Source organism: Bacillus alkalisoli (assembly GCF_002797415.1).
GTDB classification, from domain to species: Bacteria; Bacillota; Bacilli; order Bacillales; family Bacillaceae_I; genus Bacillus_CD; species Bacillus_CD alkalisoli.
This window is the reverse complement of sequence record NZ_KZ454944.1, coordinates 320,242-346,440: the sequence shown is the minus strand read 5'-3', so window position 1 is coordinate 346,440 and position 26,199 is coordinate 320,242. Positions and strand designations below refer to the sequence as shown.

Sequence of the window (26,199 nt, the reverse complement as noted above, 5' to 3'; positions counted from 1 at the left end):
AAAAAGAAGTTGTTCAGAAAATACTTTCTGGATAACTTCTTTCATCTTCTCCCTGCTACTCTTTTTCAAAAATCGGTTGTATCGTAATGTTGTTTGTTAGTGTTAGTTCGATCGTTTGTTGGGTGTTGTTTAGGTCTTTCCATTCTACGAACTTGTAGCCTGGTTTTGGTGTGGCAGTGATCGTAATTGGTACGCCTTGGAAGTAGTGACCGGTCCAATTAGATGGGTCTACCACCCCAGGGGTCCTTATTTCAATTGAGTTTACTTGTACGGTCCCACCTTCTATCTCTGTTAGAATGGTGATCGTAGCTTTGTCTAACAGGTTGAAATGCGCCATGATGTGACTACGAATTTGAGCTGGACGTTTTCTCACAAAGCCTTTCATATGCATCACGTTGCTGCGCCAAATATTCATGCTAGTTGGTGCGTTCCATCGCTTAATGTGTTGGTCCATTTCTGGTTCGATGTTGGCTTGTAGTTCTTCGATGATGGCGATCACTCGCTCTGGGGCGAATGTTGTGTTTAGGTGGTCGGCGAACGTGTTGATAAATTTCCGCTTGAATTCGTCGCTTTCGAGCAAGGCACGGAATAGTGCGGTGGACCATTCGTCTTGTTGGGTGGATTCTCGTATTGCCCTTGTTGCCCAAGCGATGGTGTCGTGTTCTGCTTCGACTGAGCCGAGTGAGCGGTCCATGTCGTAGGCGTACCAGCGCCATCTGCCGTCTAGTTGTTTTGGCAAGTTGGATTCGTTCGTGCGGTTTTCGTAGCGCCAAAAGCTGATGTTGTTTTGTGGCCAATCGGTGTTGGCGTTATAAATTTGGGCAACGTAATATTCAATGTAGTTATCGATGTCCATTGATTTTTCGATGTGATCAAAATGGGTTGGCTCGTTCAGGTTGTTCGTGACGGCGTAGTCTACCATGTTGGCATAGTCTTCTACTCCTTGTTCGTCCCCTTCTTCTAAATTTCCATATCTGTCTAAAATAGTAAAGTTGCTGCGGTCGCGGCCGTAGTGTGTTTCAAAATAATGTTGGTCGATCCGGTCGCGTATATTGTGGATGCCCCAGTATTCCCCATTCATAAACACAATCGCTGGTTTGTAGTATTGCGATTCCATGTTCATATGACGGATGACGGTTTGAATGGCTGCGTCGCGGAACATAGTCGATCCCCAGTCATTGCCGGAATTTCTTAGCAGTAACCGGTTAAAGTCGTCGATAGGTTTCTCATCGAAAAATTGGTAACTAAATCGACTTGTTCCGTAGTCACTTCTGGAATAGAGGCGAAGCGTTTTTTGTGGCAGCCGCCTTGTGAACGCGCCGTGTATGCGAACTCCGGCATTTTGAGCGAAAGCGCGCTTGCCGTCCGTTTCGAAGTATTCGATATGAATGGGCCGTTCCCAGTCGGTGCCACTTTCATAATAGTTTCCGGTCTCGTCTGGCTTTTCCGCGTTTGGGTCATGATGCATACCCGGTACATAAATGCCCTTCTCGTCACTGAATAAATTTTCGCTATCGGTGGAAAGTGAAATAACGGGAATGGTGTAATCTTGTTGAATAAAGTATGTATGGGTTACCGTTTCACTTTTCCAGTTATTGATAAATTTGGCCGCACGCACGACGGTTCCTTTTGGCACGCTCGTTTGCGGGGCACTCCAGAATCGACTTTCTACGTTATTGTTTGTCGGAATCATGCTCCATACGTTATCTTCTGGCGTACGGTCTTTTATAGGAATTGGCCCCTCGTATCGAAGGGTGTTTTTTTCATTATGAACCGGATCTGGTTCGGACCCGTCTAACGTGTAGTAAATGATCGCATCCGGCGCTGGACTCGTAATCTCTAAAACCATCTCTTCAGAAAAGAACCCCCCGTTTTGTGAAAAAATGGGGAGAGCCATTTCGGCGCTAGAAACGTTCTCGATCGTAAAATCTGTATCTTGAATTTGCTCATAAAAATGCATGACTGGTGTGAAATCGTTGATTAGGTTGCCTTCTAAGTAAAGGCGGTCTCTTAAGTTGTCTAGCGACTGTAACGGTTTGATGTTGGATATCCGGTTGTTCCGTAAGTTTAAGTCTCTCAGTAACACAAGGTTTTGAAGCGGTGTGATATCTGAGATCTTATTGTCGCGAATGTTTAGTTCGCGGAGTGCAGTCATGTTGGCAATGGCTTCGATATTGGTGATCTCGTTGCCACGTAAGTTTAGCTCATGCAAGTTTGTTAGTGTGCTAAGTTTGGAGATATCTTTTATGTTGTTGTCTCTCAGGTCTAGGGACACAAGGGCTGTTAAGTGTTGAATTCCTTCTAAGTCTTCGATCTCGCTATCTCTTAGAACAAGTTCTTGAATGCCTTTTAATTGATCCGCACGAATCTCCCCCACTTCATAATTGATGGCGATGCGAATGGCTTTTTCTAAGTTTTCATCTTTAATAATTGGTCCTGATGCTAAAGCATACGTAATATACCAGGCGATGAAAAGGATGGGAAAAACAAGTAGTAACAACAGTTTTTGCTTCGTCATGTGGTGCCTCCGATAATTTTTAAGGTTGAGTTAAGGATTATATTTGAATTTAAAGCCTATCTAGCTGTTGATTTCCGCGCAAGCCGCAGACTCCTGCGGGAAAAGCGGGAAGCGGGAGACCCCGCAGGCGCTTGCGGCGAGGAGGCTCCCGGCACGCCCGCGGAAAGCGGAGGCTTGTGCGGAAATCAACAGCGGTGCTTAACTAAAAATAGTTTTCATATTATTTACAATAATACTACAATTATGAAATAACTTTAACAATCTATTAACATTCTATTATATAATAATTGTATATTTTGGCAGAACACGGTAAGAAGATGCATAGGGACAGACCCGTTGAATCATTCCATTCGGGATTCGAATGATTCAACGGGTCTGTCCCCTCGATTCGGGGGTGCGAGAATGGCTGGCGAAATGTTTAGTCGGTACGAGTTGAAATTTTTGATTCCTTTTCACGTTTATGAAGAAATGGCGGAAATTTTGAAGCGACGAATGGTGTATGACCGGTACGGTGACGCCCAAGGAAAATACAATATTATTAGTTTGTATTTTGATTCGTTGGATAAAAAAATTTACTATGAAACTCGTAATAAAAGTCGGTATCGCCAGAAGCTGCGTTTGCGTATTTATAATGCGGCTACTTTGGAGGATTTCGCGTATTTTGAAATTAAAAAGAAGTATAAAAACAGGGTGAACAAGCGGCGGACCGGGATTAAGTTAGCGCATGCTTATGACTATTTGGCCCATGGCTCGATGGACGGGCTAGTTTTGGAAGTATCAAATCAGCAGATCTTTAATGAAATTGATTCGTTTCGGAGTTTGTACAATCTTGTGCCAGAAAACATTGTGAGTTATGACAGGCAAGCGTTTGTTGGAGTGGATGACCCGGATTTGCGCGTGACGTTTGATTATAATTTGCGTTGTCGCAAAGATAACTTACGAATTGAAAATGGGGCGGATGGCATTTTTTTTGTCAATGAGGATTTGGTTGTTTTAGAGGTGAAGGTCGACCATAGTGTGCCGCTTTGGCTTTCGCGGTTGTTAGGTGAGTTAGGGTGTCGCAAGGGCAGTGTGTCGAAGTTTTGTACGAGTGTGGATTTGTTAGAGGATGAGTTAGTAGAAAGTTTAGAGGGAGATTTGGGATGGATAGCTTACTAGAAGTATTAAGGCAGCATGATACGACGACTAGAATGACGATTGTGGATGGCTTTTTGGCTGTGTTTTTGAGTTTTATTTTGGCTTTGATTATTACGAAGGTGTATAAGATGACGTATAAGGGGCCTCGTTATTCGCAGTCTTATGTACATACGGTCATTATTATGGGTGTCGTTGTTTCGTTGATTATGATTGTGATTGGGAATAACGTGGCGGTGGCGTTCGGGCTTGTTGGGGCGTTTTCGATTATTCGTTTCCGAAGTGCGATGAGTGATCCGAAAGATATTGCGTTCATCTTTTTTGCGATGGCGGCCGGGATTGCTTGTGGTTTAGGGTTTTACTTGCTGGCGATTATTTTTACGTTGACGCTTTGTGTGTTGATTTATGTGTTGTTTTGGTTTAATTACGGGGCACGTGAGGAGTCGCCTCGTACGTTGAAGGTGACGGTGCCGGAAAACTTGCAGTATGATGGGCTTTTGGATGATGTGTTTGCGCAGTATACGTCGTATCACGCATTGAATCGTGTGCAGACGACGAATCTTGGGACAATGATTCAGTTGGAGTATGAAGTGTTGATGAAAGAAGGCGTCAAGGACAAAGAAGTAATGGATGCGATTAGGGAACGTAATTCGAATTTGAACGTGATGATTAATTATGCGGATTTGAATTAAAACGGGGACGGGGTTTGCTTCTCATTAAATGAGAAACAAACCCCGTCCCTCTTTTTACATCATTTCTTTAAATGTTTACTGTATATGTTAAGTCCAGTAGCCCCAACAACTAGAGTAATAATGATAAATACATAGATTACCTCTTGATTGTGAGCACCAGCTGAAATATCGTTCATTAGCCAAATAACTTGAATCCCCAAAATAAATACCCAACCAATAAAAGCAGGTAACAATTTCATTATAAGCCCTCCCCTTAACATGCATTCTTTCTTTTTGTTGATTTCACCACAAACTTCCAACTACTCCACTTCTATTTTTATTTACTACCGACTCATCGTATCTGCCCCAACGCTTCCGATTTGTAGTAAGTCCCCCCATGTTGTTTTGCCTCGGTCTCGGCACATTTCTAGTAGTTCGGTGAATAGGTAGGCGGTTGTTAGGGCGTCGCCGAGTGCGGAGTGGCGACGATATATTCTCGTGCCGAACTCTCTGGCGTATTTTTCTAAGTCTCGCATGTCGTAGGAAGGTGCGATGTAACCTATTAAGTTGAGGGTGTCGAGTGCTTTTGGTTGTTTCCAGTTTAGCTTTTGGCGCTTGAGCTCGTATTTAAATGCATATAAATCGAAGGTGACGTAATGGCCAACAAGGCATGTTGAATTTTCCGCTGTTGCCATGTTCATCAGTTGCTCGATAGCTTGTTGGGCGGTAGGCGCATCGAAAACGTGCTCGTTTGTTATTTCTGTCAGTTGCGTTATTTCCCGAGAAATTTGTCGAGATGGGTTGACGTATGTTTGGAACGTTTTCTGTTCATGGACAGTGTATCCTTTGACTTGAACGGCGCCGATTTCTATAAGTCTATCTGTTTTGGCGATGTCGAACCCAGTTGTTTCTGTATCAAAGACGGTGAAGGTTAGCTCCTCTATTGGAGTGGACAACGGAATATCGTCCACTAGTTTAGTAGGTAGGGTTTTTCTTAGAAACATCATTTCGTCCGCCTCCTTCCTGTGAAACATTTTTGTGAAACAAGAAAATTCGGGTGGTGCCTGGCACCTGTAATATTGTTGTAATACTGTGTGAAACATTTAGTGTGAAACAAGATTTTTCGGGTGGTGCCTGGCACCTTTAGTAGTATGAGAGCATGTAGGTTTGGAGTTGTTTGATTAGGTTGACGTTGAGCATCCATTGTTCTTTTTCTCGGGTGGTTAGGTTTGTTAGTTGGAGTGGCTGGCCTAGTTCGTCTCCTGATTTGTAGGCGTTCCACTCTTTTTGTACGTAAAACCCAAGGACAGCCGCTGCTGAGTCTTGTAAATCTTTATGGAAGTTCTCTGAAATAACTCCGCGCTCGTGTAACTTTTGTAATTTTTCTAACGGCGTCCCGTACACAATCCCGTGCATAATCGATAAAATTTGCAAGCTATGATGATATGGAAATAGCAAATGCTTTTTAATGTTTATTTCTTTTCGTTGTTTTCTGAACAACGAACGAATCGGTTGTTCTAGCGCTGGAATCATGTTGCTTCGCTCGTTTTCGGAAAGCCGGTATAAAAAGATCTTTGCTTTACGGTGAAATGTAGACTCAACCATTGCAATAAATGACTGATGCAACTCAGCATCCCCCGTAATAAACCTGCATGAGAAAAAATTCTGAGCCAGCAGTAATTTTTCTTGGGTTGAATGCAGGACCCAGTGGTTCAACCGCGATTCCCATTGGTCGAGTGGTCCACGCCATTGTTCGTAGTTACTCATCATGTGCCCTTTGCACTTCTGGTAGCCAGCGCTTTGAAGGAAGTCGACGATTTTTTGCGAGAAAGCTTCGAAATACTGTTGTGTACCATGGCCATTTTTTTCATAAATGAGAAAATGATCTTGGTCTGTTAAGAGAAATTGTTCTTTGCGGCCGCTGCTTCCCATCGTATAAAACGCATACGAGCACGGTGGTGCCTCCCCCATCGCCTCTTGAGCCAACCGCACACACGTTTCGATGAGCTGGTCGTACAGTGTGTTCATGACGTGAAGTGTATGGTAGATGGGTACGTTTTGTTGCATGAGTGTTGATAGGACGGCGTAAAGGTGCTCTTTGATTGTTGGTAGGTCTTGGACCGTTAAGTTGTTGAGTCGTTCGGTCGTTTGGAGAAGCCCTTCTTTTTTGTATTGCAAAAGGTTTGCCAGTGTAACGATGCCGACTAGCTCGTTTTTGTCTGCTGTGACGGGAAGGTGGTTAATCCCGTTCATGAGCATTTTGGATAGTGCTTCGTAATAAAAGGCACGATGGTCGATGGTGACTGGGTTGACGGTCATTATTTTTTCGACTGGTGTATGTGTGGCGTTCGTGCCTGTTGCGATTAGGCGGTTTACGAAGTCGCGCTCGGTTAAGATGCCTGTTAGCTTGGTCTCTTCTACTATTAATAGGGCCGTTGATTTGGAGTTGCTCATAAGCTTCGCAGCTTCGGTTGCTGTTGTCGTTGGAGCTGTTGTTTTGACTTCGGCTGTCATGATATCTTGCACTCTCACAATATATGGTTTTTCTTCGCCAAGTTTGTTTGCTAGTTTCATTTGTTCCGCAAGCGAATGGTAGACGTCGTTTAAGCGGGCAGACACTTCTTTTAGGAGTGCTTCTTTGACCTCTTCGTGTTGAAGTTGTTGCTGGATGAGATGATCTGGGATGAATAATACTTTTGCTTCGTTGATCGCTCGTACTTCTAGGTGAAGTTGTGTTGGCTTCGTGTCACTATGAGAAAAGAGTGTCTCGTGAATGTGAGATAGGCCGATTAGTTCGTTTTCTTCTATAATGTCGAGTACTTCGTCGTGGCCGGTTAAGCCACCTGGAATGTAGATTTCGGCTTTTCCGGAAAGTAGTAAGTAAAGGCCGTTGCGCGGTGTGTCTCTTTGTAGGATAACGCCGCCGTACGCTATTTCCTCTTCCCTACATTCAGTGAGGAATTGTTGTAGGTGTGTTGGTGTGAGGTTGGAGAAGATGAAATGGTTCATAGTTTTTGAGACTCCTTTTTATTTATAAAGAGGAACGCTACTCCCACAGCGTTCCTCCGTTTTTATTGTTGTTATCCCCTATTATCTATATAGCTTCTAGCTAGTTATCTCTTTGTCTTGTGAAACATTTTGTGAAACAAGAAAATTCGGGTGGTGCCTGGCACCTGTAAAAATTTTGTAATACTGTGTGAAACATTGGTTGTGAAACAAGATTTTTCGGGTGGTGCCTGGCACCTGGTGTTATTTGTTAATCCATACGTCGCCGTCTTTGTATGTCATTTGTTCTGGGTAGCGTAGGTCCATGACTTCTTCTTGGATTTTTTGTGATGGTGCTTTTGTCATCAGTGATACGACCACGATTGTGATGATCGCGGATGCTGCTCCGAAGACGCCGGCACCTGTGTCGATAATTCCAGCTACCGAGAATCCGAAGAACTTAGCTGCAATTAAGTAGCCAATGGTGACGAATAGTCCTACTAACATCCCTGAGATAACACCATTTGCATTTGCACGTTTCCACCATACTCCGAGTAGTAAGGCTGGGAAGAATGTAGCCGAAGCTAAGGCGAATGCCCATGCTACGATTTGTGTGATTGCTCCCGGCGGGTTTAGTGCGATTAATCCGGCAAAAACCGTTGCCGCTACGATTGTGATACGGCCGACAAGTAGACGGTTTTTGTCTGTTGCGTTCGGTCTTAGTACTCGGTAGTAAATGTCGTGCGCGAACGAAGACGAGATGGAGATCATTAGTCCACCAGCTGTTGAAAGTGCGGCTGCCATTGCGCCGGCTGCCATTAATCCGATAACGAAAATACCAAGGTTGGCGATTTCCGGTGTTGCCATTACGACGATATCGTTGGAAATCATTAATTCACTCCATTGTAATATTCCATCGCCATTCGCATCGGCGATTCGTAGTTTGTCTGTTTTGATCCATGTTTCCGTCCATGCTGGAAGCTGATCGATTGGATTACCAACTACATTTTTCATTAAGATGAAGCGTGAGAATGCTGCATAAGCTGGTGCGGAAATGTAAAGTAAACCGATGAAAAGTAGCGCCCAAGCTCCAGACCAACGAGCCGCTTTCATCGTGGAAACTGTGTAAAAACGAACGATAACGTGCGGAAGTCCCGCTGTACCAGCCATTAGCGTGAACATTAACGCCATGAACTGCCATTTTGTATCATTGGTGAACGGGGCAAAATATTCCGACACCCCAAGCTGGCGGTCTAGCTCACCTAGCTCTTGTACGATTTGTCCGTATGAAATCCATGGTAATGGATTGCTTGTTAGTTGTAGAGACATGAAGATTACTGGGATTAAGTATGCGGTGATTAAGATAACGTATTGCGCTACTTGCGTCCACGTGATCCCTTTCATCCCTCCGAACGCTGCGTAGAAAGCGATTAGCACTACCCCGATCATTGTTCCAACCTTCGCATCTACTTCCAGTAAGCGTCCGATAACTACACCTGAGCCTGAAAGCTGTGCGATGGAATATGTAAAACTGATAATAATCGTACATACTGCTGCGATAACACGTGCTGTATGGCTGTCGAATCGGTCCCCAATGAACTCAGGCACTGTGTAACGGCCATACTTTCGCAGTTGTGGGGCTAGCAGGAACGTTAATAGTAAGTATCCGCCTGTCCAACCCATTATGTATGCTAGTCCGTCGTAACCGAGTAACATTACCGTGCCGGCCATTCCGATGAATGAAGCTGCACTCATCCAGTCGGCACCGATTGCCATTCCGTTAAAAACTGGTGGAACGCCGCGTCCAGCTACGTAGAAATCGGATGTTTGTTTTGCTTTATTAAAAATGGCTATTCCGATGTATAGTGCGAAGGTTGCAAGAATTAACGCTAGTGAAACGAGAAACTGTGAATCCATGTGTTTTTCCCCCTTTGGCGTGTGTGTGGCTATGTAAACTCTTTTCCCCTAAAAGAGTTGGTTTGGTGCCTGGCACCTGTCATATTTTTGTCATACTGCGTGAAACATTTTTGTGAAACAAGATTTTTCGGGTGGTGCCTGGCACCTGTTAGTTTTGAAAAAAAGAGTGTGTGTGAAGGTCTTGGAAGTGTGTGTGAATACGGTTACAAGTTAGTGGTCGAATGTTTTGCCGGCGCTTAAGCTTTCGTTTACTTTGTCGTCGATGCCGTATTTTCGGTCGATTTTGTCGCTTACTTTTGCGTTAACGAATAGTAGGACGATGAAGATTAGGATGGCTCCTTGGGCTCCCATGTAGTAGTGGAATGGGAATGCTAGTCCAGGGATGGTGAATTGTAGGCTTTCGGCGAACAAGACGACTCCGTATGATGCGATGAACCAGATGATTAAGTAGGCTGCGATGTATTTGTTTTTTTCGCGATAGTAGGCGTCTGCTACTGTTTTATCGATTTTTTTCAAATGATTTACCTCCTTTTAATTTGTTGAATCCATTTCGTATTGAATGAATACATTATAGAACTCACTCGGTTATTGCAGGCTGAAAATGAATTTGACTGTGTCTAGAAATGGTGCAGGAACTAGTGCTATTTCGATTATGGCGTATGTGATGATGGCTAAGACTGGTACGGATAGAAATATTGGTTTTTGTTTTTTTATGGCAAGAAAGATACTTGCACCGACGATGATGGCCATGAAGATAAGTATCATATGTTCCCTTGGGAGGATGCCCCCTTTCTTGTTTTTGGAATTTTGTGATTATTCTATGAACTAAATTATGGTACAATCATTTCCATTCGTCAACCGAAATGTTTTGTGAATTTTTCTACGAGAAAAGTTAACAGGCCGAAACTAGTTGATAGGTCGCGGTTTTTGGTTTTTCCTATTTTGGTGTGGGAAACTGTTTGAGGTAATTTTTATAATATTTTTACATTTTTTGTGAGAGTAATATTATAATAGGAGAAGTAGTTGGTAAATAAAGACATGCCTGTGGGGGCTGGGAGGATATGGAGATGAAGAAGCTTTTCGTGATTGGCGCTTTTTTGCTAGTGGTTGGTGTTGGTTTGTATTTGGTGAAAGGGCAGATGAGTATTGTGACTTCGCAAAAGGCGATATTTTCGGTTGTGAGTGTGGATAATATGCGCGAGATGGTCATTAATCGGTATGAGGATAATGCGCTCGTGACTGTGCGAGATAAGGCGGTTATTGATCGCATTGTAAATGACTTGTCTGGTATGGAGTTAAAACGGGAAAATGGGACTCCACCAGTTGGAGATTATGCGGTAAGGATTTATTCGGATAGTGGCGAGCAGCTAGGGATGGAGTTACATAAGAGCGGTGAATATCTTTGGTTGAATTCTAGTAAACATGGTGGGCAGTTGTATAAGGTTGTAAAGGGCACGGACTTTTTGGGGACGATTGAAGAGGAGTTGGAGAGGGAGAATTAAAGTTAGGCGGGTGGCGTTGGTCCTGGTGGTGTAGGGATTGACGCTTTTTTGTTTGGTTGCGGGTGGGCATGATTGTTATGGTGGTAGTAACATGTATAGGTAGTAGAGTGAGATGCAGACAAGATTGGGCAAGTTGCAGACAATTTTGTGCGAGTTGCGGACAAAAAGTAGCCACATCCGGACAAAGCGTGTTCGGAATGTTGAAGTGCAATTGCACCTGTATATGGAACTGGGGGTATATTTATACTTGGCGCACCGAAAACGAGGTTTGGCGCACGAATATGATTGCTAGACGCACAAAAATTGGTAGTAGGTGCACCACTTTCGGCTTTTGCCGCACAAAAAATGGCCCGTGGCGCACGATTATTGCTCAAAAAAGACTAAATATACCTCTAGGTGTATGTACGAATTCCTCATAAAATGACCAAAACGTGTTATATCATGATAAGAATGACCATTTTTTAAAAAAAGTGAGCCATTTTAACCTGATTAACAAAAAAAAGGAGCCGAGGTGCCAGTGTGACTAGACCCTCGGCTCACTCGACTCAATATTTCTCCCATTCCAGCTCCATGCTGTTCAATACTTCCAAAATCTCATTCTCTCCATCGATCACATAGTTTTCATGTTGAATGCGAACTAAATTTTCCCCTGGAGAAAACTCCACATGAATAATTTGTCGGCCGCTCGTTTTGATCATCATCCGATATTCCATTCCAGGCAGAACGTTCCTTTTCTGAAGCTCCATATTGACAATCGAGTCCTCGAAAAACCGGTTGATCATATCCTTATCTGTTATCGCCACTTTTTTATGTCTGTATCGTTCCTCATCTACATCCCACGATAAAATATAAATTTCTTCAATTTCCTTATCCCCAATTACCGAACTCAGTAGTTCCCCGTAAGTCGTTTGCGTTCTTCCCTCATACACGAAAAACCCGCCAAAAACTAGCACCACTCCGAGCCCCATTACTATTAATGTATTCACATATTTCTTGCTCTCCAAATACTTCCACTCCAAAGCCGCTTTGAGGGTCCACATTACCGTAATACCAGCTATCGTCGCCCACTTTACAAAGGTCATGTTCGATAGGTCGCCAAAATAAGCCAACGCTAATAGTGCCAAAAGAATCAAAATTCCACCCCAATATAATAGGTTCGTTCCTTTTGTCTCTGACACATCTTCATAGTGCGGCAGCTTGCGATTCAGCCACTTTTCTAACAACATCATCCCATAAATTAAAATAAGAATAATGAAACCTAATTCAAATGACATTTACTCTCCCCCAATTGCTTGTGCACCGCGGGGTCAGACCCTTCAATGCATCACTGCTTCTTCATATAATCCAGTACTTCACTATCTATCAACCCAACCGCCTGCTCGCGCCCCTCGAAGTTTTCTGTATGAATATACGTCGTCAACGCCTCTTGCAAGTCGCCCTTGTAATATCCTAATCTTTCTAACTCGGCTTGCAACGTTTGTGCCGTCTCTCCCTCGATTTCCACCACATTCTCTTGTTTAGTCGGTGCAAAATACAACTGTTGCAGTTGGTAAATTCGCGTTAACTCTTGAATCGGTAGCGGATGGTCCTCCACCCTTAAGTCGATAAAGCGATCATTATACCCGCCGTATCCGCCCTTCTCCTTCACAACTAACAACGACGCCGACTGCTGCCCCCGACTGTCGCCACCCGCCTCTTGTCCAGCCGCTAACGCCTTCAACAGTCGCTCCGCCAAAGGCCCTTCTGTTTTTTCAAAAACTTGAGCCATCTCGCTAACAGTTTCTCCACTCACCAAGATGTTGCCTTGAGCCGCATGATGCGTTCCGATTTTGCCTCCTGCCCAGTCATAGCACTTTGAACCAGTATAGCTCGCCGCGTTACCTTGTGCATCAATTACCCCAAACTGACGAAATTCACGATGTTCGTCTGCCTCTGTTAATAGTTGCACTACTTCTTCCGCTGTTTTTCCCTGTTCCATTAGTTCGAGCCCGTTTGGACCATACGAAGTATTTGCATACGATTGCGTTGCAACTGCTCCAACTCCTGCTTTCGCCCACGGCACAACAGAGCCCACTCCAAGAAACTTCGATTGAACTGCAATTCCCCACTCTTTTTCTTTCGGACAATAACCCACGATAGAATATGTCATAATTTGCTCCCCTTTGTCATAATATTTTTTAGAATACAGACACATTACCCCTATATTTTTCTGTAGATTGGGGTATAGTCTTTTAAACGCACTAAAATCTTAATAGGATGAGTTTACTGAAAAACGAAAAGATGTCACCCTGCACATAAGATGCATTAGCTCAAAACGGTGACTTTACTCCAATTAACGTGTCTTCATTCGTTTTTCGTTTAGTAGTTCAACATTTTTTAGTTACTCAAATAGATTTCCGGCTTGTATATTTTATTTTGTTTCGACCAATAAATAGAACATGATTCTTTTTGGAGGCGGTATACGATGGAAAAAAATCGGTTATTAATAGGAATGTTTTGGGGCACGATGTTAAGTGTGCCACTTTGGCTCTCTACGTTCGGCTGGGTCAAACTTGTAGCATTTTTCGTAAGGTAAGGCGAGCATTGGTTTAACAACCAACTGCTCGCTTTTTTTGATAAGATAAGACGTAGCTGTTTCACCGATAAATGGCCACTTTCGCCGATACTTCGTGTGTTTCGCCGATAAGCACCACCTTATCGCCGGTTAAATCCTCATTTTCGCCGATTGACCCTTTTTTTTCGCCGATAAAACCTGCATTTTCGCCGATTGACTCCGTATTTTCGCCGATAAAACCTACAATAACCTCACTTCCTATCTATGTTAGACGTTTTCCCCCTCATGCTCTGTTCATTTTCAGCATAAATAGTCTATATGAACTAAATTTTACCACTTCCACACAATAAATAAAGAATATTTTGATAGTTTTAATTAAAAACAGCCATTACAACGTCTGAATGGCTAGTTTGATTGCGTTTGTTAAGTCTTGTTGGGACCAACTAGGGCTGTTGTTTAGTTTTAATGCTAATTCGTGTGAAGCTGGGATGTGGATGAAGCCTGCGCGGACGTTGCTTCGATCCGATGAACTCGCGATTTTATGTAGCGTGGCGTACATAACGTTATTGCAAAGGTACGTGCCAGCTGAGTTGGATATTTTGGCTGGGTAGCCGTTTTCTTTCAATGTGTTGACCATTGCTCGAATTGGTAAGGTGGAGAAATAGCCGTCTGGGCCATCCGTCTCGATTAGTTCGTCTTCGCATGCTTTGCCGGTGTTGTCTGGTTCGCCGTCTTTGCAGTTAATGGCGATGCGTTCTGGTGTGATGTGGGCTCTTCCTGCTGCAAGGCCAAGTGAGATGACAGCGTCTGGTTGTAGTTCATCGTAGTAGGCTAGTAGTTGTGGTGCCGATTCGGCGAAATCTACTGGTAGAACTCGACTGTGAATCTCGTATTCTCCTATAACCGTTCCGTCGAGTGCTTTCGCGATTTCCTCAGTTGGATTGACCGGGAATTGTAGAAATGGGACAAAGCCTGTTAGTAATAGTTTTTTCACGGAAATGTACCTCCTTAGATGGCTTGTAACGTTAGAGCTTGTAGGTGTGGCGACGAGAGAATCGGATAGTCCCGGAATAAGGTGATAAAAACATTATTCCGGAAAGACTAAACGAAATTCGAATGTATTTTCTTAAGATAAAAGCACGGCGCCGTAGACGAGTGCGCCAACGATAACGTAGGCTGGGTGGACTTTCCATTTTTCGAGCAAGAGAAAGCTTGCGATAACTAGGATCGCCGAATGGATGAGGCCAGCGCCTTCGTATGATTGGGCGAAAAAGCGGTACGCCATCACACCAAGTAGTAGAGCGATAGTTGGGCGTACGTAATTCGACATACGCTTTACTTTTGGCGAGTCTTTGAATTTATAGAGCAAGCTCATGAGTGCGATCATGAGGATGAGCGATGGTGCGACGGTTGCGAAAACGCCGACTGCAGCTCCAAGGATTCCGGCCTGTTCATAGCCGATGTAGCCAGCCATTTTCGTCGCGATTGGGCCTGGTAGGGCGTTGCCGAGTGCGAGCACTTCACTGAATTCTTGAACAGATAGCCACTCATATCGGTGGACAACTTCATTTTCTACTAATGGAATGGTCGCGGGACCGCCACCATAGCCGACGATTCCTGGGATGAAGAAGGCAAGGAAAATGTGCCAGTAAATAATCATGTTGCGTTGCCTCCTTCAGGTTGTTTGTCTTTTTTAATTAGTGCTGCTAGTAGGAGGGCGCCGATGATAAGGCCTGGATGAATGCCGAGCAATTCGATTGTAACTAAACTTCCGATGATTAAAATGGTCGCCGCCGTGATGCCGAGTCCTTGTTTTGATTTAGCGAAAAAGTCCCATGTTAAGCTAGCAAGCATGACAGCTACCACTGGCACGATCGCTTTTGTCATACCTTGTACTCCGGGATGGTCGCGGAAGTTGGACAAGGTGGTGAGTAGGACGATCATAAGTACGATGGTTGGGACGATAGATGAAAGGATTGCGTTTAGCATGCCGAGTGTGCCTGCGACTCTGTAGCCGATGTAGCCTGCCATTTTGGTGGCGATAGGGCCAGGGAGCGTGTTGCTTAAGGCGAGGATGTCTGAGAAATCATCGTCACTTAGCCATTTGTACTTTTCGACTACTTCTTTATGTACGAGTGGGATGCTCGATGGTCCGCCGCCAAAGCCAAGCATGCCAACTCGGAAGAATGCTAGAAATAAATGATAGTGTTTCATATAAGTTTGTTGCCTTCTTTCTTTCTAGTAGATTGCAATTGTGTAACAGGTGCCTGGCACCCGTTACACATCTGTAATATATTTTTAGTGCTCGCTAGGTTTGAGCGGGTTGTATGGTTACAGAACTGTTACGGGTGCCAGGCACCTGTAATATTTTGTAATATTAGAACGCCGCTACGTGTCCGTCTGTGCGTGATTCTGTTCCTCCACACAATACACCTGTTTTTGGATCACGCCAAATAATTTGTCCGCGACCGAACGCGCCGCCATCTAACGTTATTTGTATCTCATGGCCTTTTCGAGCTAGCGCCTGCGCTAAATGAAGTGGGAAGTGATGTTCCACAAGCACTTTCTTTCCTTCCATCCACTGCCAACGTGGTGCATCCAACGCCGCTTGCGGATTCAAATGGAAATCAACCGTGTTCATCACGACCTGCATGTGTCCTTGTGGCTGCATATAGCCACCCATCACACCAAACGGCCCAACCGGCTCCGAGCCTTTCGTCAAGAAACCAGGAATAATCGTGTGAAACGTCTTTTTCCCAGGAGCAAGTGCATTTTCGTGCTCCGGATCCAGCGAAAAATCGTGCCCGCGGTTTTGCAAACCAATCCCCGTCCCCGGTATCACAACGCCTGAACCGAAGCCCATGTAGTTGCTTTGGATAAAGGATACCATATTTCCTTCCCCATCGGCAGTAGCTAAATAAACGGTACCGCCTTTTGGTGGTGTTCCTGGTTCCGGCGTCAATGCCATATCACCTATTACCGCTCTGCGCTGTTTGGCGAATTTTTCCGATAAAAGGGCTTCTGAAGAGTACGTCATCGTCTTCGGATCGGACACATATTTCTTCGTATCTACAAACGCGAGCTTCATCGCCTCGATTTGCTTATGGTACGTCTCCAACGAATCGCGCTCGTGGAACACGTCGTCCTTCAGCATGTTGAGCGCCATTAACGCCGCAATCCCTTGCCCGTTCGGCGGAATTTCCCACACATCATAGCCGCGATAATTCACCTTAATCGGGTCGACCCACTCAGGCTGATAGTTTGCAAGATCTTCTTTTTGTAAAAAACCGCCGTGCGCTTGTGAGAATTCCGCTATTTTATCGGCAATGTCGCCTCTGTAAAACGTTTCTCCACCTGTTAGGCCAATCTGGCGCAATGTTTCTGCATGACCGGGAGATTTCCACACTTCCCCTATCTCTGGAGCGCGGCCCTCCGGCGCAAATGTATCAAACCAGCCCTGGAATTCCTCTGTCGTACAGTTTTTCTTGTATGCATTGTAAGCGGACTTCCAATACTTCCCGAGCGTCGGTGACACAGGGTATCCTTCTTCTGCATATTGAATGGCTGGCTCTAGGACTTCAATTAAAGGAAGTTTCCCGAATTTGTTGGAAAGCTCTGCCCATGCGGAAGGTGCACCAGGGACTGTAACTGGGATGAGGCCTAGTTTTGGCATTTCGTTGTGTCCAAGCTCTTTTACCGCATCGATGCTGATGGATGATGGTGCTGGACCACTTGCGTTAAGTCCGTGTAACTTCCCCTTTGTCCAAACAAGTGCAAACGCGTCGCCACCGATTCCGTTTGACGTAGGTTCTAACACTGTTAGCGCTGCCGCTGTTGCGATTGCAGCATCAATTGCGTTTCCACCTTTTCTTAGGATTTGCAGTCCAGCCTCTGCTGCTAGTGGCTGCGATGTCGCGACCATTCCGTTTTTCGCCAACACTGTGTTACGTTGCGACGGGTACGGGTTATGTAAAAAGTCCATGTTTAAGTTCTCCATTAATCTGTCTCCCCCTTTGATATTTCGATAACCGAATTATTCTTATTATAATATCTTTTCAGAATAATTTCAATTCGACAAACTTCGGGTGGTGCCTGGCACCTGTGAAATTTTTGCAATAAAAAAACCCCCTCCCCCATCCAATATGGTCAGTTGGATAGGAGAGGGGGCTGGGACATTCACCCGATTTTATGCTGCTAATGTTAGTAATTCATACTGCTTACTTTAATATACCCTTTTGATTTTGGAATTATTCCTAAGCAAGAGGGTTTTAATAAAAGAGGTCAGGCTATTTTAGCCCAACCTCCTTATTGATCCATCTTAGTTCTCAGAATCGTCGCTACCGTCTTCTTCGCCTGGCTGGCCTTCTTCAGGTTGCTCAGCATCTTCTTCACCATCGTTTTGCGGAGCATCTTCGTCTTGCTCTGCAGAAACGTTACCTGCATCTAATAGTGCAGTTACTGGCTTTTTGAAGAAAGATAATGGGTTTACAGCCATTTCGTCTTTACGAATTTCAAAGTGTACGTGCGTTACTTCTTTGTTCATTAAGCTTGTACCAGCTTGAGCAATTACTTGACCTTGTTCTACTGTGTCGCCTTCTTTAACTACGATATTTGTTACAGAAGTGTACACTGTTTTCACGCCATCTTCATGCTCAATTTCGATTACATTTCCTAATAACGTATCTTTGTCATCTACACGAACTACTTTACCACTTAAACTTGCTACAACATCAAATGCTTCACCATTTCTCATTGCAATGTCGATACCAGTGTTTGGTTGGTAAATTCCATTGTAATAAATGAATGAGTTTTCTTGCTCTTCTTCTGAAGCATTAGGATCCCAGAAATACTTTTCTACAACTGCGGCACTTTCGTCTACTACAGGCATTACAAAGTTTTCAACAGGGCTTGTTACCTCAACAGCAGGTTGGTCACCGTTTTGTGAAGTTGTTGGACCGTTACCTTCCGTTTCATTTGCTGGCTCCTCTGGTGTAGTACCAGCTTGGAACATTAATACCCCTGTTAAAATGATTGCAGCACTAGCTAAATAGATTGCTGGGAATACCCAACGTTTTTTCATAAGTTTTTGCCAATTTGAATTTTGAGAAGTCCGTTTCTTTTCTTCCTCTCTCATTTTCATCACCTCAACAACCATTCTGAACAGAAAGAGAGAATAATATACATCGAGACTAAAAAATTTTTAAAAAAGTTATTTTCTTACAAAAAGGAAAGAATTATTCATAGAATATAAATTTTTTTGTGAGGGAAAAAGTTGCCCTCGTCCAACAGTGCCTGGCACCTGGAATTTTTATCCTACTAAAAAAAGCCTTGATGGCATGTCCGTTTTTACCGGAGTACCATCAAGGCTTTTTTTAAGGCCCTGTTAAACAACATTAGTTTTTAACATAGCCTTTTATAAAATCAATTCATATTGATAAAACGTTTCGTCTTTTTTATAGCCGTTTTTTTCATATAGCGATTGTGCTGCTAGATTGTCTGTGGCGGTGCTGAGTGCGATACTTTTTGCTCCAGTTTCTAACCCGAAATCCTTCGCCATACTTAATAGCATTTCCCCCACACCTTGCTTGCGAGCTACTTCATCCACATACAAATCATTTAAAATCCAAGCTCTCATCATGGAAATGGACGAAAACGTTGGATAAAGCTGCGTAAACCCGACATACTCTTCCCCATTAATTACAACAAAAATAACCGACTCATTCTTATCCAGTCTTTCTTTTATGTATTGAGTCGCACCTTCTAAATCAGAGTTTTGCTCATAAAACATTCTATATTTATTAAAAAGCTGAGCCACTCCCGCCAAATCTCCTGTTGTCGCTCGACGTACCTCCACCTAACATTCCTCCTTACTTATCTTTTGCCTCTTCATCACTCGACATTTCCACTGTTACTAATTTTGTCCTCCATCACGTGGGACTACTGCCTTTAACGTCTTATACTACTATACATTCTCTGTTCGTAAAATAATACCTTCTAGTAAAACGGTAGGGCAAGATGAGGAAGTTTTATAATTAATGAAAGATAGCTCGGTGGAAGTAGTCACGATTTGTTATGGAGAGACACGAGAAATTTAGGTAATATAAGAGGATAGGACAAAGTTATTAAGAGTGGCCTATTCAAGTTAATTTTTGTTTTTTCTTTGGTGGTAATGAACTTGAGAGCTCTTATCAAGTTCATTTCTGGTTTTTTTCTTTGCGGTAATGAACTTGAGAGGCCACTCCATGTTCATTTTTGCTTTTTTCTTTGACGAAAATGAACGTGAGACCACTCTCCATGTTCATTTTTGCTTTTTTCTTTAACGAAAATGAACGTGAGACCACTCTCCATGTTCATTTTTGCTTTTTTCTTTGACGAAAATGAACGTGAGACCACTCTCCATGTTCATTTTTGCTTTTTTCTTTAACAAAATTGAACGTGAATACACTCTCCATGTTCATTTTTGCTTTTTTCTTCGACGAAAATGAACGTGAATACACTCTCCATGTTCATTTTTGCTTTTTTCTTTAACAAAATTGAACGTGAATACACTCTCCATGTTCATTTTTGCTTTTTTCTTTAACGAAAATGAACGTGAGACCACTCTCCATGTTCATTTTTGCTTTTTTCTTTAACAAAATTGAACGTGAAAACACTCTCCATGTTCATTTTTGCTTTTTTGTACTTTTCTTTGACAAAAATAAGGCATAGGTGCCTGGCACCAAAATGCCGGCACCTGAAATTTTTTTCAAAAATAAAAAATCCCTCCTACTGTCATCGTAGACGAGTAAGAAGGATTTGTATACGTTAGTTACTTTTCGCGGTTAGCTTATTCATATACTGATCGGCACTGGCGATTTGGACACCTTGATAGTAGTGCGTCAGTATCTGCTCGTGCGTGCTTCCGAGCTTTGCCATCCCATTTGCGCCGTATTGGCTCATCCCAACACCGTGTCCATACCCTTTTGTCGTAATGATAATTTCATTACCTGAGCGCTCCCACGTAAAGTCGCTTGAACGAAGCTCTAATTTTTCTCGCACTTCGCGACCTTTCAATTTTTTCCCGTTTATTTCCACTTCACCAACTCTGTCCCCTGTCGTTCTAGAAACGATTTTTCCAACTGAACCATCGGCTGGGAGAGTTACACCTAATTCATGCTGAAACTCGGCCAGGGTGACCACTTTTTTATCTGTAAAAGCCGGCGAGACTTCATCCCACGGGCTCTCGACACTTCTTAAGTATGGATATTCATTTTGCCAGTATTCCTCTGAGTTCTCTGTAAACCCATTGCTTGTGGAAAAAAAGCTCGCATCAATTGGTTCGTTGTTGAACGTTATGACTTTACCGGCCGTAGCTTCGACCGCTTCCGCCACTTTCGCAATGCGCGGTGCAAACTCAGCTCCCCAGCCTGCCCTTAGTTGCTCTCTACTTTTATATACTTGATCTAACACCGTATCTGTCACGTGAGCGCCTTCTGGGGCACTAATGGATTTACCGGCAAGCATTTGCTTCACGACATACGTTCTAGCTGCGAGCGCTTGTGCCTTCAATGCTTCTAACTCAAACTGTGGCCCCATTTCAGCAGAAACAACTCCAACCACGTATTCTTCTATTGGTATTTCAACGATTTCTTTTAATTCACTGCGATAAACGGCAACGTTCATATCAGGACCAATTTTAAGCGGTTGTAAATGCTTTGCATCTAGTTCCTCTGTTAATTTGCCGCTTCCCTTGTCAGCAAACGGCAGCACTAACAATGTCGGAACCATAAGAATCATAACGAATAGTAGGGATAAGAGTACGATGAGTGGTTTAATATTAATCATAAGTGTTCGGCCCTCCGTTTTGTAAATAGTTTGTTCTCTTTCCAATTCTATGGAGGAGGACAAGCAATTATGACAAGTATTAACGGAAAGTTGAAGGTTTTAGACGTGTGGATTTTGGAGAGTTGCATTTTAGTAGGGAAACTAAGGGGATTGGGTAGATACTAGCATTTTTATTTGTGTTTCAATCCTATCGTTTTGTGTTTCAAATTCAACCTTTTCTGTTTCAATCTTAACTATTTGTGTTTCAATCTTACATGCTTCTGTTTCAATCCTTCTCCACCATTAGATTTGTGTTTCAAATTCAACCTTTTCTGTTTCAATCCTAACTACTTGTGTTTCAATCTTACTTGCTTGTGTTTCAATCCTTCTCCAACATTAGATATTCTCACATCCTTCTGTTTCAATCCTTCCAAACAATACCTTCTACTCACCTCTTATATACCTAACCACACACTATCCTCCCCACTCCCCCAACAAATATTTCCTTGGACATATTTTGTTACATAATTGTAACCATTCTGGGCACACTAGTTAGGTATGTGGCATAAACAAGGTGAATATTTATAAATAAAAAGGGCCCAGATCCAACTAAATGGACCTGAACCCTACTATTTATCAAACATAAGCATTACGCTTCTTTTGCTTGCTCTAACATTTCAACTGCTGTATCAACTTTATCATTAATACGCTCTACGTCTGCACCTAAAGCAGCTAACTTCTCATGGAAGTTTACGTAGCCGCGGTCTAAGTGTTTCAGTTCTGTTACACGAGTATAACCATCAGCAATTAAACCAGCTAAAACTAATGCTGCTGCTGCACGTAAATCAGTTGCTGCCACTTCTGCACCTTGTAGCTTCGATGGTCCAGAAATAATAACAGAACGGCCTTCGATTTTGATGTCGCCATTCATGCGACGGAATTCTTCCACGTGCATGAAGCGGTTTTCAAATACCGTTTCCGTGATCATACTTGTGCCTTCAGCTGCCAGTAATAAGGACATCATTTGGGATTGCATATCTGTCGGGAATCCTGGATGTGGCATTGTTTTAATGTCAATAGATTTTAACTTCTCTGGTCCGATAACACGTAAACCAGTTGGCTCTTCCGTAATTTGAACGCCCATTTCTTGCATTTTTGCAATAAGAGAGCTTAAATGTTCATATACAGCACCTTGAACTAATACATTACCGCCAGTAATTGCGGCAGCTACCATGAATGTTCCTGCTTCAATACGGTCTGGAATGATGTGGTGACGTGTACCGTTTAATTCTTCTACACCTTCAATGCGGATTGTACCTGTTCCTGCTCCACGGATTTTTGCACCCATTGAGTTAAGGAAGTTAGCTAAGTCCACGATTTCTGGTTCTTTTGCTACGTTCTCTAAGATCGTTGTTCCGTCTGCTAACGTTGCTGCCATCATGATATTCTCTGTTGCTCCAACACTTGGGAAATCAAGATATACTTTCGCTCCCTTAAGTCTTCCGTCAACAACTGCATCGATATAGCCGTTTCCTACTTTTACCTTCGCACCCATTGCTTCGAAACCTTTTAAATGTTGATCAATTGGTCTTGAACCGATTGCACATCCACCAGGTAAAGCAATTTTTGCACGTCCGTTTCTAGCAAGTAACGATCCCATTACAAGCACTGATGCACGCATTTTTCGTACATATTCGAAAGGAGCTTCCGTATTTAATTCTTTTGTTGCATCGACAGTTATACGATTATTATCAAAGCTAACTTCAGCATTTAAATAGCGTAAAACTTCATTTATCGTATAAACATCAGAGAGCTCAGGTACATCTAAAATTTCACATTTACCTTTACTAGCTAATAGTGTTGCGGCAATAACAGGAAGTACTGCGTTTTTTGCGCCTTCTACTTTTACAGTACCAGTTAATCTGTTTCCACCGCGGACGATGATTTTTTCCAAGGTCTTCCCCTCCGCGTCCTATGTTCTATATATTAATATTCAATAGTTATGATTGGCGTGCCGATTACGACGGTAATCTTATCGCCCAATCCGTTTTTCCTTAGGCCAAGTTGCAAGTTCATTTTTCCATTAGGTGTGGGTAAAAAACGTTCCCACTGGTCATTATATGCAGATATGGAGATGAATGTATCTTCCGTCAACGATTCCATCTCACTCGCCGAAAAACTGCGTAATAATTCGTCCGCTCTGTTTTTCAAACTAACTTCAATAATATCACTGATTTCGCCGATTACACAAGAAAATATTTCAGGTTCTTCGTGAAAAATAATGGAAGCAGTCTCGTAAAATTTTTCCACTTGACTCAAGGACTTTTCCTCTTCCCAACCGATAGCATGGACTTCATACCATACATTCGTAGTTGGATTTGCCTTTATGTCCGTCATCAGTAGGGTAATTTTTTCATTTTCCTTTGAATTTTCATTAAAATAAGTGCCAACCATCTTCCAAGAATCTTCTGTTCGATCCTCTTCCCATAAAAAATGACCCATCTTCTGTTTTAACCTATTTGCTTCGTCTTGGAAAGATACTTTATTCCTAATTGTATAGACGTTTTCACGAGCGTAAAGTTTCCATTCATTCACGAAAATTTCATTTTGCTCATACACACGAATAATTTCTTCTAACTCAGTACTGGTTATGGAATTAATTGCTTGAGCTCCACTTCTTTCATTCCCAACAATCACAGCGGTAAAACATAACAATACAATAAAAATAAAACCGATCCAGTTTTTCATCTCTCACTTTCCCCCTAAACGTCCTCTCGCCTTACTATCCATTCTTACCTTTTGGCGTTGGAACATACATGGGAAAGTTCGTCAAAAAAGGAGAAATATTTTGGATTTACCCTTGGAGTATGTAGATTTCTACGTAGTGTGTCGCTTGGTGCGGAGAGATGGGAGTAGTTGTGGAAATAGGGCGGTATATGTAACAGGAAGATTACTTTTTTCGCCTGGGCTACTTTTTTCGAAAAAAATAAACCTATAGCCATACCGCCGCGTTTTTTGTCACCAAAGGAAATGTAGTCGCTGTGCATAAAATAAATAGTCTAGGAAGAAATTACTTACTGTTGCGCCAATTGCAATTGTGACGAGGATCAGCAGAAGTCTGATTTGGACTACTTTGTTCGGTTTCATCCATTTTTCGTAGTTGAGGCATTGGAGTGCCCACCACGTAATGCTAATGAAAAGTAAATGCGAAAAAATACTAATTAATGCTTGTGCACCAAAATCGACCATTTTGAATGCTCCTTTCTGCTTTTGTTTGTTGTTGAGATAGGTAGGAATTTTATAGTTTATTTGGTAATTTTTGATTGGGATTCAGTATGCTTCGGTCAAATTGGCTTCGGCTTCGGCTTCGGCTTCGGTCACTTCGGCATTGCTTTCGGTCAAACCCCACCTTGCTTCGGTCACTTCGGCATTGCTTTCGGTCAAATTAGCTCCGGCTTCGGTCACTTTCCCAAAATATAAAAAAGAAGGAGTCCCCCAACTCCTTCTTACTATTAAAACATATGCCCCTTTTTCTTACAAACAAAGGGTTTGTAGCGGGCCGTATCCCGCTACTCCCTATAAAATCACTGACCACCAAACGTAAAGAGGTCGTGGATGATATTAAATGTATCCGTGAAGAAGTTTAATGCTATGCCTGGTACGATACCTAGTACGATTGTACCTATTGCTGTTACCGCTAGCACGATCCACATCGCAACTGGTACTTTGACCTTCTCGTCATCACTTGACGGGCGGAAGAACATTTGTGTCATGATTCCGAAGTAGTAGAAATAAGACACAACCGTTGTTGCGATTAAGATGGAAGCTAATACGTACGCGTTGACTGGCTCGGCAATTGCTCCGACGAAAATGTTTACTTTCGCGATAAAGCCGGCTGTTCCTGGAATTCCCGCTAAAGAAAGTAAGAATATAGTCATTAACACTGCTAGTATTGGCGAACGTTGGTAAAGGCCTGCGAAAACACTAATGTCTTCGTTATCGTATTTTGTTGCGACTAATTGAATAATGGCAAATGCTCCGATGTTCATTAGCATATACGCTAATAAGTAGAACCAGATAGCATCGAACATGAACACAAGGTTTAACGTTGCGAATGCAACTAAAATGTAACCAGCGTGCGCAATGGATGAGTACGCGAACATACGCTTAATGTTACGTTGGCGTAATGCTACAACGTTTCCTAAAATCATCGATGCACCAGCAATTAATGCAATTAATTCCTTCAGCGAGAACAGCATTGATAGCTCCGCGCCACCTTGAGCTGGTGTTTGAAGGAATAGTGTCATAAATAAGCGTAACACGATGATAAATCCAGCAGTTTTTGAAATAACTCCTAAAAATGCTGCAACAGGAGTTGGTGCTCCTTGGTAAACATCTGGTGCCCACATGTGAAATGGTACTGTCGCCAATTTGAAGGAAAGTCCAACGAACATCATGATGAAACCAATCACTAATAATAGTTGTAAATCTGTTGCGTATAGCGAGCGAAGCATATATGCCATTTCTAACAAGTTCGTTGTACCTGTTAAGCCGTACACGTAACTCATACCGAATAGTGTAATAGCTGTTGCGATACCACCGCTGATGACGTACTTCATTGCGCCTTCGTTTGACAGTTGGTTTTTCTTTCTCATACCAGCTAACACATAGGACGATAGAGAAAGTACCTCTAAGCCTATGAACAATGTAATTAAGTCACCACTAGATGACATGATCATTGCACCAAGAAGGGCCGTTAAGAATAAGTAGTAAAACTCACCCTTATACGTTATCCCTTCTGTCGGCTCGTAGCTCACTGCAAGTAGCATGATTAGTGCCGCACCGACTAAAAGAAGTGTTTTGAACGCCATTGCAAAGCTGTCTAAACGATATGTTTCATACAATATCGTTGTCACGCCTTCGCGGTCGTACATGTTCACTAAAAAGCCAAGTGCGATTAAAATTGCTGCAAACCCGATCCAACCGAGAATTCGTCGGTCGAAGCTCTTTTTCATAAATAAATCCAAGAGTGTTAGAAGGGTTATTACACCAAGGATGATGAATTCTGGTGCCATTACACCCCATTCAAAACTGAGAAGCGTTTCTAAATCCATC

General features: G+C 42.9%; 23 protein-coding genes. 3 read left to right on the top strand and 20 right to left on the bottom strand.

Annotation, left to right across the window (positions count from 1 at the left end):
- Positions 1 to 55: 55 nt before the first annotated feature.
- Positions 56 to 2,518 carry a CotH kinase family protein gene (locus CDZ89_RS01675; RefSeq protein ID WP_100333043.1) on the bottom strand — a complete coding sequence of 821 codons (2,463 nt, stop codon included), beginning with the start codon at positions 2,516 to 2,518 and terminating at the stop codon, positions 56 to 58.
- Positions 2,519 to 2,920: 402 nt separating this feature from the next.
- Here CDZ89_RS01675 and CDZ89_RS01670 point away from each other — a divergent pair, with 402 nt between their 5' ends.
- Positions 2,921 to 3,676 (top strand): polyphosphate polymerase domain-containing protein, encoded by a 756-nt coding sequence (locus CDZ89_RS01670; protein ID WP_096156396.1) that lies wholly within the window; start codon positions 2,921 to 2,923, stop codon positions 3,674 to 3,676.
- Positions 3,661 to 4,344: a DUF4956 domain-containing protein gene (locus CDZ89_RS01665; protein WP_100333042.1), complete on the top strand. Its 684-nt coding sequence runs from the start codon at positions 3,661 to 3,663 to the stop codon at positions 4,342 to 4,344. Before CDZ89_RS01670 ends, CDZ89_RS01665 begins: the two co-directional genes overlap by 16 nt.
- 59 nt (positions 4,345 to 4,403) lie before the next feature.
- Here CDZ89_RS01665 and CDZ89_RS01660 read toward each other — a convergent pair whose 3' ends face one another.
- From CDZ89_RS01660 to CDZ89_RS01635, 6 genes are all read right to left on the bottom strand, one after another.
- Positions 4,404 to 4,583: a hypothetical protein gene (locus CDZ89_RS01660; RefSeq protein WP_096156394.1), complete on the bottom strand. Its 180-nt coding sequence runs from the start codon at positions 4,581 to 4,583 to the stop codon at positions 4,404 to 4,406.
- An 84-nt stretch (positions 4,584 to 4,667) separates the two neighbouring features.
- Complete coding sequence (locus CDZ89_RS01655; RefSeq protein ID WP_100333041.1) at positions 4,668 to 5,330, bottom strand: 3'-5' exonuclease; 663 nt, start codon at positions 5,328 to 5,330, stop codon at positions 4,668 to 4,670.
- A gap of 136 nt (positions 5,331 to 5,466) precedes the next feature.
- Positions 5,467 to 7,332, bottom strand: coding sequence for a DUF294 nucleotidyltransferase-like domain-containing protein (locus CDZ89_RS01650; RefSeq protein ID WP_100333040.1), 1,866 nt, complete (start codon positions 7,330 to 7,332; stop codon positions 5,467 to 5,469).
- Between the two features lie 240 nt (positions 7,333 to 7,572).
- Entirely contained in the window at positions 7,573 to 9,225 is a 1,653-nt protein-coding gene (locus CDZ89_RS01645; protein WP_096156391.1) for a sodium:solute symporter family protein, read from the bottom strand.
- A gap of 210 nt (positions 9,226 to 9,435) precedes the next feature.
- Positions 9,436 to 9,741, bottom strand: a complete 306-nt coding sequence (locus CDZ89_RS01640; protein WP_100333039.1) for a DUF4212 domain-containing protein — start codon at positions 9,739 to 9,741, stop codon at positions 9,436 to 9,438.
- Between the two features lie 69 nt (positions 9,742 to 9,810).
- Complete coding sequence (locus CDZ89_RS01635) at positions 9,811 to 9,990, bottom strand: hypothetical protein (protein WP_096156389.1); 180 nt, start codon at positions 9,988 to 9,990, stop codon at positions 9,811 to 9,813.
- 302 nt (positions 9,991 to 10,292) lie between these two features.
- On the opposite strand from CDZ89_RS01635, the gene CDZ89_RS01630 reads away from it, so the two are divergent.
- Positions 10,293 to 10,727: a hypothetical protein gene (locus CDZ89_RS01630; RefSeq protein WP_100333038.1), complete on the top strand. Its 435-nt coding sequence runs from the start codon at positions 10,293 to 10,295 to the stop codon at positions 10,725 to 10,727.
- Positions 10,728 to 11,272: 545 nt separating this feature from the next.
- Here CDZ89_RS01630 and CDZ89_RS01625 read toward each other — a convergent pair.
- From CDZ89_RS01625 to nuoN, 13 genes are all read right to left on the bottom strand, one after another.
- Positions 11,273 to 12,001 carry a DUF4181 domain-containing protein gene (locus CDZ89_RS01625; RefSeq protein WP_100333037.1) on the bottom strand — a complete coding sequence of 243 codons (729 nt, stop codon included), beginning with the start codon at positions 11,999 to 12,001 and terminating at the stop codon, positions 11,273 to 11,275.
- A gap of 50 nt (positions 12,002 to 12,051) precedes the next feature.
- Positions 12,052 to 12,876 carry a DUF1028 domain-containing protein gene (locus CDZ89_RS01620; RefSeq protein ID WP_100333036.1) on the bottom strand — a complete coding sequence of 275 codons (825 nt, stop codon included), beginning with the start codon at positions 12,874 to 12,876 and terminating at the stop codon, positions 12,052 to 12,054.
- A gap of 793 nt (positions 12,877 to 13,669) precedes the next feature.
- Positions 13,670 to 14,275 (bottom strand): pyroglutamyl-peptidase I, encoded by a 606-nt coding sequence (pcp, locus tag CDZ89_RS01615; RefSeq protein WP_100333035.1) that lies wholly within the window; start codon positions 14,273 to 14,275, stop codon positions 13,670 to 13,672.
- A 132-nt stretch (positions 14,276 to 14,407) separates the two neighbouring features.
- Positions 14,408 to 14,938, bottom strand: coding sequence for a chromate transporter (locus CDZ89_RS01610; protein WP_100334235.1), 531 nt, complete (start codon positions 14,936 to 14,938; stop codon positions 14,408 to 14,410).
- Positions 14,938 to 15,495, bottom strand: coding sequence for a chromate transporter (locus CDZ89_RS01605; protein ID WP_096156384.1), 558 nt, complete (start codon positions 15,493 to 15,495; stop codon positions 14,938 to 14,940). Before CDZ89_RS01605 ends, CDZ89_RS01610 begins: the two co-directional genes overlap by 1 nt.
- Positions 15,496 to 15,658: 163 nt before the next feature.
- Positions 15,659 to 17,263 carry a gamma-glutamyltransferase family protein gene (locus CDZ89_RS01600; protein ID WP_100334234.1) on the bottom strand — a complete coding sequence of 535 codons (1,605 nt, stop codon included), beginning with the start codon at positions 17,261 to 17,263 and terminating at the stop codon, positions 15,659 to 15,661.
- Between the two features lie 336 nt (positions 17,264 to 17,599).
- Entirely contained in the window at positions 17,600 to 18,415 is an 816-nt protein-coding gene (locus CDZ89_RS01595) for a stage II sporulation protein SpoIIQ (protein WP_227521419.1), read from the bottom strand.
- 279 nt (positions 18,416 to 18,694) lie between these two features.
- Complete coding sequence (locus tag CDZ89_RS01590) at positions 18,695 to 19,135, bottom strand: GNAT family N-acetyltransferase (RefSeq protein ID WP_100333033.1); 441 nt, start codon at positions 19,133 to 19,135, stop codon at positions 18,695 to 18,697.
- 950 nt (positions 19,136 to 20,085) lie between these two features.
- Positions 20,086 to 21,105 carry a stage II sporulation protein D gene (gene spoIID / locus CDZ89_RS01585; RefSeq protein WP_096156381.1) on the bottom strand — a complete coding sequence of 340 codons (1,020 nt, stop codon included), beginning with the start codon at positions 21,103 to 21,105 and terminating at the stop codon, positions 20,086 to 20,088.
- 628 nt (positions 21,106 to 21,733) lie between these two features.
- On the bottom strand, positions 21,734 to 23,038 hold the full coding sequence (gene murA, locus CDZ89_RS01580; protein ID WP_096156380.1) for a UDP-N-acetylglucosamine 1-carboxyvinyltransferase: 1,305 nt from the start codon (positions 23,036 to 23,038) through the stop codon (positions 21,734 to 21,736).
- Positions 23,039 to 23,070: 32 nt separating this feature from the next.
- On the bottom strand, positions 23,071 to 23,832 hold the full coding sequence (locus tag CDZ89_RS01575) for a YwmB family TATA-box binding protein (protein WP_100333032.1): 762 nt from the start codon (positions 23,830 to 23,832) through the stop codon (positions 23,071 to 23,073).
- A gap of 270 nt (positions 23,833 to 24,102) precedes the next feature.
- Entirely contained in the window at positions 24,103 to 24,333 is a 231-nt protein-coding gene (locus CDZ89_RS01570; RefSeq protein ID WP_096156378.1) for a DUF1146 family protein, read from the bottom strand.
- A gap of 335 nt (positions 24,334 to 24,668) precedes the next feature.
- Positions 24,669 to 26,198 carry an NADH-quinone oxidoreductase subunit NuoN gene (gene nuoN, locus CDZ89_RS01565; protein ID WP_100333031.1) on the bottom strand — a complete coding sequence of 510 codons (1,530 nt, stop codon included), beginning with the start codon at positions 26,196 to 26,198 and terminating at the stop codon, positions 24,669 to 24,671.
- Between the last annotated feature and the right edge of the window lies 1 nt (position 26,199).